Origin of the sequence: Acinetobacter sp. HZNU-JH01 (assembly GCF_037996845.1) — a bacterium.
In the GTDB taxonomy this organism is placed as follows: Bacteria; Pseudomonadota; Gammaproteobacteria; order Pseudomonadales; family Moraxellaceae; genus Acinetobacter; species Acinetobacter haemolyticus.
In genome coordinates, this window is record NZ_JBBMZX010000001.1 from 1,505,309 (window position 1) to 1,517,747 (window position 12,439).

Genomic DNA, 12,439 nt, shown 5'->3' on the forward strand with positions numbered 1-12,439 from the left:
TATAAAATGATAGCCAAGAGAGATCAAACATGACTCCGCAGCAAATTGAACTCGTAAAAGCAACCGTCCCTGTTCTTCGTGAAAATGGCGTGGCACTCACTGGTTATTTTTATAACCGCATGTTAGGGAACAATCCTGACTTAAAAGAAACCTTCAATATGGGTCATCAACGTAGTGGTGCTCAAGCTCAAGCACTTGCAGGTGCCGTTCTCGCTTATGCAGAAAATATTGAAGATCCATCAGTATTGCTGCCAGTAGTTGAATTGATTGCGCATAAACATGTCAGCCTCAATATCCAAGCACCTGATTACAGCATTGTGGGCGAAAACCTGCTGCACTCGATCAGTGAGGTCTTGAGTATCTCTATGGATGATCCACTCATTGATGCATGGGCTGCGGCATACGGGCAATTGGCTGATTTATTTATCAGCACAGAAAAAGCGATTTATGATCAACACCAGCAAACAAAGGGGAGCTGGCTAGGTTGGCGTAATTTTAAAATCGCTCAAAAAGTGATTGAAAGCGATGAAATTACTTCGTTCTATTTAGCTCCTGTCGATGGTGGTGATTTACCCAAATATGAAGCAGGTCAATACATCTCTGTGCGGGTATTTGTACCTGAGCTAGGATTAAGACAACCACGTCAATATACGCTATCAACCTCACCTCAAGCTGACTATTTAAGAATTTCAGTCAAACGTGAAGATGAAAAAGAAAATTTAGCTGCGGGCTGGGTGTCCAATACACTACACAGCTTAGCCGAAGGCTCACAAATTGAAGTGTCAGCACCTACAGGCAACTTCTATCTGATTGATCATACAAAACGTAATGTATTTATTAGTGGGGGTGTCGGCTTAACTCCAATGATTGCGATGTTAAATCAACTTGTTACCTTAGATATGCCACAGCCTGTGAGCTTTATTCACGCATGTCGTAGTAGCCAAGTACATGCAATGAAAAAACATATTCATGATCTTAAAGATAAGTATCCCCGTCTTAGTACGTTTACAGCTTATGAATTTCCACATGACGGCGATGTATTAGGTATTGATTATGATATTGCTGGACGTTTAGACCTCAGCAATGTAGATGCGGCTTTATTACCTATTAATGCAGATTATTACTTATGCGGCCCTATGCCATTTATGGCGGAACAACATAAAGCTTTAATCGCACGCGGTGTTCCTGCCCAGAACATTCACAGTGAAGCTTTTGGTACAGGTGGGGTCAAACTCAGCTAATCGACACTGCATTTTGCACGGGGCTAGTCTATGATAGACTAGCCCTTTGTATTTAAAGCAATAGATTGAGTGAAATCCAATGCAACTCAATAAGTTTACTGATTATGCGCTTAGAATTTTAATGTATGTCGCTCGTCCGAGTGATGTACCTTATACAATCGCAGATATTGCAAAAGACTTACATGTCTCCCAAAACCATTTGGTTAAAGTGGTTCATTTTATGGGAAAGCAACAGTGGATTGTCACGATTCGTGGCAAAGGAGGCGGTCTTCGCCTCAATCCTGAAGCAAAAAGTCTTAAACTCGGTGAGATCGTACGCACTCTGCAAGGTCATCAACAAATTGTTGAATGCAATACCCCACCCTGTGTTTTACGTTCACATTGCGGGCTCAAAGGAATTTTAGACCAAGCTTTAGAAAGTTTTTATCAAAGTCTAAATCAATATACGCTTGGTGAGGTCATACAGCACGGCATTCTTCCATCTTCGAAGCATTCAAATATTGAGTTTCTAGAACTCATTCAAAAAGCATAACCATCAGATTCGCACGATTGACTGACATCCTTTATAATAGCTTTGCTATTTCAATTCAAAAGTAAGCTTCTATGCGTCAGCGTCAACAATCAAAAGACACCAAAGCCAAACTCGCACCCAAACAAAAAATCAGTTATGAAAAAAAGACTGATCCTGCATTGACTGAATATGCGGTACAGTCTTTGAATTGGCTACGCCAAGCTGAGTTTTTGATGAGTGCGCCAAAACTGGCTTTGTGCGTAGAAGATACGGGATATGAAATTGCATTCGCTGGACGCTCAAATGCAGGTAAATCTAGCGCGATCAACGCACTGACCAATAAAAAGCAATTAGCACGCGCCTCTAAAAAACCGGGTCGTACACAAATGATCAACTTTTTTAGTTTAGGCAACCCAGATCAACGCCTTGTGGATTTACCGGGTTATGGTTATGCGGCCGTGCCTGAATCGATGAAAATTGTGTGGCAAAAAGAACTCGAAAACTATTTAATCCATCGCAAAAGCCTACAAGGTCTAGTCTTATTGATGGATATTCGCCATCCTTTACAGCACTTTGATTTGATGATGCTGGAATGGGCTCATTCTCGTCATTTATTTGTGCATATTCTTTTAACCAAAGCGGACAAACTGAATCGTGGTCCAGCCAATAAAACCCTACTTGATGTAAAACAGCAATTGAAGAAAATGAAATTAGATTTCTCGATTCAACTGTTTTCTTCTCTGAATCGGATTGGTTTAGAAGAGCTCGCCAGTGTTATGGCAGGACGCTTAAATTACACCCTCGATCAACCCACTGAATTTGACCTTGATCAGATTCCTGAAGCCTCAGAAACAGACGCTGAAGAGTAAATTTCGCTTTTCATGCAACTTGATGCATAAAATAATTTTTAATTGTCCTGTATTGCTAAACACAAACACTAGGGAGTTTTCATATACTGCTTAGTGTTGGTTCATTGCACTATCGATTAGGACTAAACGATGAAATTACTATCATTTGTGAAGAACAAAGTTCTTGGTTCTTCGATTGACTATAAAATTCTCCCACGCAAAGTAAAATTTGACTGGGAAAAAACACCAGTAGACTGGATTCCAAACCAACCTTTTGCAAGTTATTTTATTAATGAAATTAATAATATATTACCTGCTGGTGAATTTTGGTTTTGCCGATTGTACAATAAAGTACTCCCACAAATTACTGATGAAAAATTAAAGCAAGATGTCCAAGCTTTTATTCGTCAAGAAGCGATGCACGCTGTGGCACACACTTCTGCAAACAAGGAATATCTAAGCCAGCGCAATATAGATATTCAACGTAACTTAGATATTATGGACTTCCTTTTCACCAAAGCGCTTGCAGACAAGCCTTTTGATAAAGAAGTGCCACAGTTTCTAGAGCATCAATGGGATTTATTCCGTTTAGGTGTCATTGCAACTGTCGAACATATGACTTGTGTACTGGGTAAATATGCACTTTACAATAAACGTTGGGAAGAATTAGGCGCAGACCCTGAGATGATCGATCTCATCAAATGGCATGGCTCTGAAGAGATCGAACACCGTACTGTTGCATTTGATCTTTATCGCCATTTAGGCGGTGGCTATATTGCTCGTTATTATCTCAGTGTTGCGGTGATTATCGGCGTACTAGGTTTATGGGTAGATGGCGCAGCGCATATCATGAGCCAAGATCCTCGCTTTGCGGATAAAAAACCAAGTTTATTTAAACCTTGGATCTGGATTGAATGGTATAAACAAGGCCGCAAAGATGACCAAATCCTCCCAAATCCAATTTGGCTCGTTGCACAACAAATTGATTACCTCATGCCGTGGTATGATCCTGTCAAAGAAGGAAATACCCAAGATGCGGTCAACTATTTAAACAGCTCACCTGCTGCAAAGCGCGCTTTACAACAAGCAGCTTAAAACAAATTATTGTTTCCTTATACAAAAAACCCCTCATCCTAGGATGAGGGGTTTTTCACAATCAGCAAATACAATTAGAAACGATAGCGAACACCAGCTTCAAACGAACGTTCAGGACCTACGTAGATACCTTGGCGTAAGCTCGCAATATAGCGCTTATCTTCTAAATTCTTTACTGCACCATAGAACTCAACTTGATCATTCAAAGTATAACGAGAGGTTAAATCAACAGTCGTATAACCATTGATTTTACCCGTAAAGAAACCTGACGTGTTTTCTGTAATTGGCTTAGTATTCAAATCATCAGTAAATTGAGAGCCCGTGTAATTTGCACTCAGCTGAGTACGCAAACCAGCATAAGTATAACCAAAACCAAGATTTGCAACCCATTCTGGTGTATATGGTACACGATCACCATCTTTTGATTTAAGCGCGCCATTTTTATTAAAACGGTCACCCTTAAATTCAGCATCGGCAACCCAAGTCACATTAGCAAACATATCAAAACCGTTTTCTAACTCAACATTAATCGCACCCTCAAGACCTTGGTTAAAAGTCTTACCACCATTAGTTGTTTGGAAATCAGAATTACTGTTCGCAGGGATGATTTGATTGTCAAAATCCATTCGGAAGGCAGTCAACTCATATTTAAAGATATCTTGCTGCCCTCTTAAACCGAACTCCCAACTAACTGCAGTTTCTGCATCCAGTTTTTGATCTTTCATACCACTGAGGGAGTCGCCATTCAAAGCAGGAGAAAATGCTTTGTATACACTACCATAGAGCTGTACTGCAGGAACTAATTGGAAAGTAAGTCCCAGACCAGGCATCACTTCAGTATTTGAAGTTTTGACTGTTTCATTCTTTTTCTTATCTAAACGCTCTTGTTCATAACGTTCAATACGCAAACCAGGTGTTACTGATAGTTGATCCGTTATATCCAAACGATTCTGTGCATATAATGCAACACTTTTTGCTGAATCTTTAGTGTCTTTACTAACACTACCTGTACGTGGCATTGCGCGTGTTGCATCAATAGTAATGTCATCCATTTTTTCATTCATCAAGCGTAGACCAACTTCAGCCTCACTTGGAATATTAAATAGCGCATGTTTTGCCACCAAGCGAGTTTCAGCACCAATACGTTCAAAAGCACGGTTATTGCCACGCAAATCCCAATTATCTTGACCACCTTTTTCATTACCACGTGTTCCTGGTCCATTACGGTAATTCCATCGCCCATCATCAGTAATTGGGTTAATTTTATCAACCTCATAACGCCAGTAATCGCGGTTCATTTCACTCCAATACACTAGAGTCTGAAGTTCTGTATCCGCATTGATATTCCAACGGTGGTTAATATCGAATGAATTACGTTCTGTCAAAAACCAATCATCTGGTGCAGGATTGTTCTTTTTCTTGGCGTGATATTCACCCAAGAACTGTCCACGATATGAAATATTGGCATCATTCTCATAATGGGTAAATTTAACACCTAACCATTGGTTATCACCAATCGCTGTGCCTGCTTTGATCACAGCGTCTTTCATTTCATAGCCTTTGTCCATGAAACCATCACTTTTCGCCCAACTTAAAATTGCGCCAAAATTGCTGTCTTTATTTGGAGAACTACCACCGAGCTCAACTGTTGTTTTATAGGTTTCCCAAGATCCAATCGATACATCCACCAAAGCACCATCTTTTGGTTGCTTGGTACGATAGTTAATTACACCACCGATATTCGATGGTCCATAACGTAATGCCGAAGAACCTTTTAGTACTTCAATACTATCCATGCGCTGTACACGTGGATTGTAATAACGACCATTTCCGACAAACAAGCCTGGTGCAACAGGTACACCGTCTTCTAAAATTAAGGTTTTATAATCCTGTGAACTAATACCGCGCATACCAATATTTGCGACAACAGCCGATTCTTCCTCAGGTTTCACATATACGCCAGAAACACGCTTTAAGATGTCCTCTGTCGATGTTGGAACAAACTGCTGAATCTGCTCTTGATCCACAATCACAGCCGCGCCAGGAATTTTTGAGACAGCATCATCTTGTGAACCAATCACCTGAATAGTAGGTAACACCACCGTTTTGCGTTCTTGCTCAGTTTCAGCATGCAACATAGGTGCAAAGCCACCAAACAATAAGCCACTCATCACGATTGGATTTTTTAGAAAAGAACGGTTTTTCATAGCTTCCCCCGAAGCAGCAAAAAGATGGATCATCTTTTCCAACCCAAAAACTAGTAAGTGGTTAAAAAAGACACCAAACAAAAACGGACAAATGATAGTGCAAACAAGAATGATTATCCATAAAATATTAAGAATTTCGAAATAAACTACTTTATTTTCATAACTTTAATTTTAATAAACCTATTTTATTAAATTAATATTCACACACTTTATTGTTTTAAATCTGCCTATTAGAAAATTTAATCATTATTTTTTAATTTACTTTTCAACCATTTCACATAAATGTATCTACTATATTGATGTGCCAATTTTTTAGTTAAGAAATAAAACTGATGCAAATTTTGCATCAGCTTACCCTTGATCTGTTGTGGACTCCGATGCGTGTCGATCCACAACAACACTAATCATCATATCCCCCTGAACATTGACCACAGTACGTACCGTATCTAATAAACGATCAATTGGTAATAATATGGCAATCGCTTCCGCAGGTAAGCCAACAGACTGAAGCACCATAATCATGGTGACCATCCCCGCGCTCGGAATTCCTGGCGCACCTAAAGATGCAATGATTGCCACTAAACACACAATAATTTGTTGTGTAATGGATAACTCCAATCCCATTAAATTTGCAATAAATAAAGCTGCAGCTGCCTCATAGAGTGCAGTTCCATCCATATTCAGCTGCGTCCCCAAAGGGATTACAAAGCCTGCAGTTTGTGGCCGAACACCTAGATTTTCTTGCGCGCATTTTAGGCTTAATGGCATCGTCGCCGAACTAGAACTCGTGGCAAAAGCAGTTACTAAAGCCGTTCTGGCCCCACGAAAGAATGTGATCGGATCCATGCGTCCAAAAATCCATAGCAAAAGTGGTAGTACCACAAGACCATGAAAAATCGTCGTCCCTGTCACCACCGCAGCAAACTCAGCTAAGCGGCTCAAGACAGAAAGATCCTCTGTCACGATCAGTTTCGCCAACAGAGCAAAAATACCAATCGGAGCAAGTTTCATCACCCACCCAACCAGCATCATCATTATTTCAAAAAACTGCTGAAAACTATTCCGTACCAGTGCGAAACGTTCTCCCCCTTGTACCAAGGCCACACCTAAAAATAAGGCAAATACTACAACAGCCAATACATTCCCTTCACTAAATGCTTTGAATGGATTGATTAAGGTGTTTTGGACAAAATTGCTTAGAAAACTCGAAGGAGTCAAAGTATCAGGGCTTTGATGACTCTGCATATCCGCTTGAAAAAGCTGAATATCAACACCTTTACCCACATCAAAGAGATGAGCACATCCTATACCTAAAATGAGCGCTAGTGTGGTCGTTGTAATGGAACATAATGCCGCGATCTTCCAAACACGACCAAATTGTCCACCTGCTTGTAGATTAGATACGCCCACAACAATTGAACTAAAAATCAATGGAATCAATAACATTTTCAAAAGACCAATGAAAATGCTGCTTAAAATTCCTAAGCCATAAAGACTATGCTCTACAAATGCTGTTTCAGGGAAGGCGTTTAACAGGAAGCCAAACACTACGCCTAAAATGGCTGCAAATAAGATCTGGGTATTTAAATTCATTATCGGTATGAAAGCATTTTAACTTTTCAGTACTATCGCATGCTCAAACATAACAATCGAGCAATTTTTTGTCACATTTGCATCTTAAAAAAAGCCATCATAATAATGGCTTTAATCTAATTTAATCGTTACTGCGTTTCAATTTCTCTGAGCCGAATCAAACCTTCTTGAACCGTGCTACAAACCAGCTGACCATTTTGCCACATACGACCAAAATTCAGTCCACGTGAACTTGCACTCACGGTTGCTTCCATTTCGTAGAGCATCCATTCATCTGCACGCAAAGGACGATGAAAATAAATCGTGTGGTCAATACTTGCACACTGAAGATTTGGAGAAATCCAAGATAAACCATGTGGACGTAATGCTGTGGTCATTAACGTAAAATCAGAATAAAATGCGACAATCGCCTGATGTAACGATATCTCATCAAGATTTTTTGCAATATCACCATGTGTACGAATGTAATGCGCATAAAATGGCGCTTCAGGCTGTGGCTGAAAAGGATTGACAGGCTGAACTGGACGAATCTCAACATGACGTTCACGCATGAAACTTGCTCGAACATTCTCTGGCACGAAGTTGAGCATACTTTCTTTTAATTCATTTTCAGATTTTAAATTTTCTGGTGCAGGATATTCAGGCTCTTTGTGTTGGTAATTCAATCCTTCTTCTGGATTGGCAAAAGATACCATTGCCGAAAAGATAATACGTCCATGCTGAATAGCACGCACTTGACGACTGGCAAAACTTTTTCCATCTCGAAGAGAATCAACTTCATAAATAATCGGTGCGTCTACATCTCCACCATAGAGAAAATATGCATGAAGCGAATGCGCTGGACGATTGGTCGTATAGGATGCTGCTCTTAATGCTTGCCCCAAGACCTGTCCACCAAACACACGTTTGCCAACCAAATTACGACTATTACCCCGAAAGATATTGGCTTCCAGCCTTTCTAGCGTCAAAAGCTCGACGAGTTCTTGCGTTAACGCATTCATTTAATCACCTTTTTAACAACAATTAGGGAGAGATAATTCAAGCAAAAGCAAGGTCCTAGTGAGAATAAGGACTAGCACGAAACAAGAACAATTATATTAATCGAGATTTATCGATTAATACAGTTAGCACTCAATATAAATGTTTTTCTCAGTATAACTTTATATTTATAACCGCTAAAAATACGTTTTTTAACGATAAAATCTACCAAATACGCTATATTTTGTCAGAAAACAACATACCGTTTTATGTAAGAATACCGCAGAATGTCGTGTTCATGTTTGTGTATTGGACATGGCCTTGTGCTGTTTAGATTGCAGCGCTATGCATTTGCTTAGGGTTATCATTTAGGAGTTTGTAATGTCCAAGACTGGATTTGGTCAAATGTATCGCCAACTTTCGAGTAAGTTACTTGACCTTGTGGTTACACCACATATTCTTGGTGAAGTTCCTGTAGAGTCCACCACAGAACAAAGCACAAACGATGCAAAAAAAGTCGTGTGTTATGTATTACAAAACTACTCTCATAGTAATGCACTGGTGGTCGATGGTGAAACCCGTCGTCTACAACTCAAACCCGCTTTGGATCCTTTGAGTTTTGGCGATTATCAAGAAAAAAATTCTGTTCTTTTTTTACATCAAAATGACAATATTCTTTTTAATACACAAACCTTCCCACCTCGTCTTTTACAACTCATTGAAGCACTCGAAAAAAATCCAGAAATCGAAGTACAACTCATCCCTGTTACTGTGCTATGGGGACGCTCCCCTGATAAAGAAGACTCTTGGTTTAAGCTTTTATTTTCAGACACTTGGGCAACCCCAAGCACTGTAAAACAATTGGTAAATATAGGCTTACATGGTCGCCAATCGTATTTAGAGTTCCATGAACCACAATCCTTACGAGAATTGGTTGAGTATGCCAAAACCAATCATCCAAATGTTTCGCCAGCTACTTATATTGCAAGCTCACTGGATAGCTACCTCGACCAACAGCGTGAAGTGGTACTCGGCCCAGATTTATCAGATCGTCGTAATGTAATGCAGTCTGTAGTGAAAGCACCTGACGTACAAGATGCGATTCGCCGCGAAAGTATTCAACATAAAATTAGTATGCTCGAAGCAGAGCGACGTGCGATTGGTTATGTAAATGAAATTGTATCAGACTATTCAGCCTCGGCAGTTCGCTTTGCTGATATGGCCTTAACACGATTATGGACACAGCTTTACGATGGTGTAGACGTACATAACTTTAGTACTGTCCGTGAACTTGCCAAAGATTACGAAATTATTTATACCCCATGTCATCGCAGCCATATTGACTATTTATTACTGTCCTACGTGATTTTTAAACGTGGTCTGATGATTCCTTATATTGCAGCCGGTGATAACCTCAATTTACCTTTTGTTGGTCAGCTATTACGTGGTGGTGGTGCTTTCTTTATTCGCCGTTCATTCCGTGGAAACGCACTCTATACCTCTGTGTTTAAAGAATATTTATACAGCATCTTATCTCGCAACACCCCAATCGAGTACTTTATTGAAGGTGGACGTTCACGTACAGGTCGCTTATTACCACCAAAAACAGGCATGTTGGCAATGACCGTACACGGACATTTACGTGGTCGCGCCAAACCGATTGCCTTTGTTCCGACCTATATTGGTTATGAACGTTTAATGGAAGGTTCAACCTATGTTGGTGAAATGCAAGGTAAACCTAAAGAAGCTGAATCCATTTTTGGTATTCTCAAGTCATTGCGAAAAATTGAACGTATCTTTGGTAAAGTACATGTGAACTTCGGTGAGCCTGTATTCTTAGATGATGTATTAAAACAGCACAATGCTGACAAGATTCAAATTGAAAAGAATGATGCACCAGCACCAATTGAAATTTCTCGCGTTGTCTCTGATTCAGCCAACCGTATCTTAGAAAACATTAACCGCGCAGTGGTGATCAACCCTGTATCGCTATTGTCTTTAATTTTATTAGCGACACCAAAACATACTTTAGATGAAGAAATTTGCGCAAAGCAACTAGATATCTACCGTGACCTTGCCGCTAAACAGCCTTATGATCAACGTACCCAAGTGACGTCGTTATCAGGTAAAGAGATTATCGAATACGGTTTAAAACTTAAACTCATCAAACGCGTTCAACATGTCTTAGGCGATATTATTGCGATCGAAGACAATCAAGCCGTATTACTAACGTATTTCCGCAATAACATTTTACATGCCTTTGTCCTACCTTCATTGGTTGCATCTTTGGTTGAACATAATGGCAAGATTCACAAAACAGATTTAAGTAATGTCATTCGCACCTTATATCCATTCTTAAAAGCTGAATTGTTTATGAAATGGCAGTCATCTGAGTTACAACAACAGATCGGTGCCTATATCGATGCCTTGTCAGAAATCGGGTTAATTTTCCAAGATCATGATGGCAATCTATTCAGCCCAACACCAAATAGCGAAGAGCATCAAAAACTTCTCACTTTGGCGATGCCAGTAAAACAAAGTTTAGAGCGTTATTACATGACCCTTGCGCTCATTACACAACGTGGCTCTGGCAATATCTCGACCAAACAAGTTGAAGAACTGAGTCATTTATTGGGTCAACGACTCTCTGTACTTTATGAGTTCAACTCACCTGAATTCTTCGATAAATCATTGTTCCAAAGTTTTATCAAGGTACTGACTCAGCAAAACTATATTCGCAACAATGAACAAGGCTTCATTGAATACGATGATAACTTTAGTGAAATGGCGGCAGGTGCTCAACTGGTACTGGATGAGACTACTTTGCAAATGCTGCAACATATCACCACATTTAGTGATGAAGAGCTTGCCGCTGCTTTAGAAGCGATGGCATCACAACAAGCAAAACGACGTTTAAAACGTAAAAAAGCATAGGTGCAGTAAAAATAAAACGGCAACTTTGAGTTGCCGTTTTTATTCATCCCTACTTTCTACATTCTATATATTTGGGGTCATCCAGACATCGTAATCGCCGAATCAGTTCAACCAAATAAGCATCATAATATCCCGATGCAACATAGCGATTGCGAATTCTGGTGACTAATGCATCATAGCCCTGCTTTTCGTAACTCGAAATATCTGCCCAATAATAGGCAGGCAAATGGTTTTCCCACTGCATCGCTTGTGCAGCCAATACATGGCTATTTTTTGCAAACCATGCGCGAATCGTATGACCAAATCCTGTAGGGTAAGCTTGTGGTCTGATTACAATATTGACTGCGAAATATGCAATAGGAAAATTGACCACTTGAGTCGATTCTCCAAATTCTTGTTTCAGGTTATACGGCAAAATACCATAGGCTGGCGAAGCCAAAATATCCATTTTCTTTTGTTTAAATAAATCAATCGCATTTGAGAAGTCCACATACGTAGGTTTTGCCCCAACACTTTGCGCTAGTGCCAACTGCGGAGGGTTATCTACCAAAATGCCGATACTCTTATTCCTAAGCTGTGAAACTTTATTAATCCTTTGGGTATTCATAATCATATAAACCGTACCCACAGGAATCATTCCAACCGCTTCATACTCAGCTTCTCGCATGCGCTTTTCAACATTCGGATTGGTAAATAACTGTAAAAATACACGTGCGGTTCGATTATTGGGAATTAAACCAATGGCGGCAGTACTACCCATAAATCGATTATAACGATAGGTATTAAAATTTGAGGCAACCAAACCTGAACATTCTTTTTGATCAAATGCTTTAATCGCCTCTTGTTCATTTTTAAACGTTTTAAATTTCAACTGTACTTGGCTTTGCATTGCATGCACACGTACATCTTGCAAACGACGGCTTATATCACCTTGAGTACTTAAAGGATCAAATACACACCATGTCTGCTCTCCAGCCCAACTGATTGTTGCCATCAGACCAAGTAACATCGAACACATTATTTTTTTCATCA

General features: G+C 39.8%; 9 protein-coding genes. 5 read left to right on the forward strand and 4 right to left on the reverse strand.

Features of this window, described 5'->3' with window-relative positions; all coding sequences use genetic code 11:
• Positions 1–29 precede the first annotated feature (29 nt).
• From hmpA to AAC851_RS07240, 4 genes are all read left to right on the forward strand, one after another.
• The gene (hmpA, locus tag AAC851_RS07225; protein ID WP_017395325.1) at positions 30–1,241 is read left to right on the forward strand and encodes an NO-inducible flavohemoprotein; all 1,212 of its coding nucleotides are present in this window, start codon (positions 30–32) and stop codon (positions 1,239–1,241) included.
• A gap of 79 nt (positions 1,242–1,320) precedes the next feature.
• A complete protein-coding gene (locus AAC851_RS07230) occupies positions 1,321–1,773 on the forward strand; it encodes an RrF2 family transcriptional regulator (RefSeq protein ID WP_113996644.1) in 453 nt (150 codons plus the stop codon).
• Between the two features lie 71 nt (positions 1,774–1,844).
• Positions 1,845–2,621, forward strand: coding sequence for a ribosome biogenesis GTP-binding protein YihA/YsxC (gene yihA, locus AAC851_RS07235; RefSeq protein ID WP_004641084.1), 777 nt, complete (start codon positions 1,845–1,847; stop codon positions 2,619–2,621).
• A gap of 129 nt (positions 2,622–2,750) precedes the next feature.
• On the forward strand, positions 2,751–3,695 hold the full coding sequence (locus tag AAC851_RS07240; RefSeq protein WP_004641087.1) for a metal-dependent hydrolase: 945 nt from the start codon (positions 2,751–2,753) through the stop codon (positions 3,693–3,695).
• Between the two features lie 74 nt (positions 3,696–3,769).
• On the opposite strand, the gene AAC851_RS07245 is transcribed toward AAC851_RS07240, so the two are convergent.
• From AAC851_RS07245 to AAC851_RS07255, 3 genes are all read right to left on the reverse strand, one after another.
• Positions 3,770–5,935: a TonB-dependent receptor family protein gene (locus AAC851_RS07245; protein ID WP_445290551.1), complete on the reverse strand. Its 2,166-nt coding sequence runs from the start codon at positions 5,933–5,935 to the stop codon at positions 3,770–3,772.
• A gap of 318 nt (positions 5,936–6,253) precedes the next feature.
• Positions 6,254–7,495: a dicarboxylate/amino acid:cation symporter gene (locus AAC851_RS07250; RefSeq protein ID WP_075314678.1), complete on the reverse strand. Its 1,242-nt coding sequence runs from the start codon at positions 7,493–7,495 to the stop codon at positions 6,254–6,256.
• Between the two features lie 128 nt (positions 7,496–7,623).
• The gene (locus tag AAC851_RS07255; protein WP_005088334.1) at positions 7,624–8,496 is read right to left on the reverse strand and encodes an acyl-CoA thioesterase; all 873 of its coding nucleotides are present in this window, start codon (positions 8,494–8,496) and stop codon (positions 7,624–7,626) included.
• 358 nt (positions 8,497–8,854) lie between these two features.
• On the opposite strand from AAC851_RS07255, the gene plsB reads away from it, so the two are divergent.
• Positions 8,855–11,407, forward strand: coding sequence for a glycerol-3-phosphate 1-O-acyltransferase PlsB (plsB, locus tag AAC851_RS07260; RefSeq protein WP_004641098.1), 2,553 nt, complete (start codon positions 8,855–8,857; stop codon positions 11,405–11,407).
• A 49-nt stretch (positions 11,408–11,456) separates the two neighbouring features.
• Here plsB and AAC851_RS07265 read toward each other — a convergent pair whose 3' ends face one another.
• Entirely contained in the window at positions 11,457–12,437 is a 981-nt protein-coding gene (locus AAC851_RS07265) for a putative solute-binding protein (protein ID WP_005086855.1), read from the reverse strand.
• Positions 12,438–12,439: the final 2 nt, after the last annotated feature.

Coding starts and splice junctions, on each gene's coding strand:
- hmpA (WP_017395325.1), top strand. CDS start 30: ATGACTCCGCAGCAAATTGAACTCGTAAAAGCAACCGTCCCTGTTCTT.
- AAC851_RS07230 (WP_113996644.1), top strand. CDS start 1,321: ATGCAACTCAATAAGTTTACTGATTATGCGCTTAGAATTTTAATGTAT.
- yihA (WP_004641084.1), top strand. CDS start 1,845: ATGCGTCAGCGTCAACAATCAAAAGACACCAAAGCCAAACTCGCACCC.
- AAC851_RS07240 (WP_004641087.1), top strand. CDS start 2,751: ATGAAATTACTATCATTTGTGAAGAACAAAGTTCTTGGTTCTTCGATT.
- AAC851_RS07245 (WP_445290551.1), bottom strand. CDS start 5,935: ATGATCCATCTTTTTGCTGCTTCGGGGGAAGCTATGAAAAACCGTTCT.
- AAC851_RS07250 (WP_075314678.1), bottom strand. CDS start 7,495: ATGAATTTAAATACCCAGATCTTATTTGCAGCCATTTTAGGCGTAGTG.
- AAC851_RS07255 (WP_005088334.1), bottom strand. CDS start 8,496: ATGAATGCGTTAACGCAAGAACTCGTCGAGCTTTTGACGCTAGAAAGG.
- plsB (WP_004641098.1), top strand. CDS start 8,855: ATGTCCAAGACTGGATTTGGTCAAATGTATCGCCAACTTTCGAGTAAG.
- AAC851_RS07265 (WP_005086855.1), bottom strand. CDS start 12,437: ATGAAAAAAATAATGTGTTCGATGTTACTTGGTCTGATGGCAACAATC.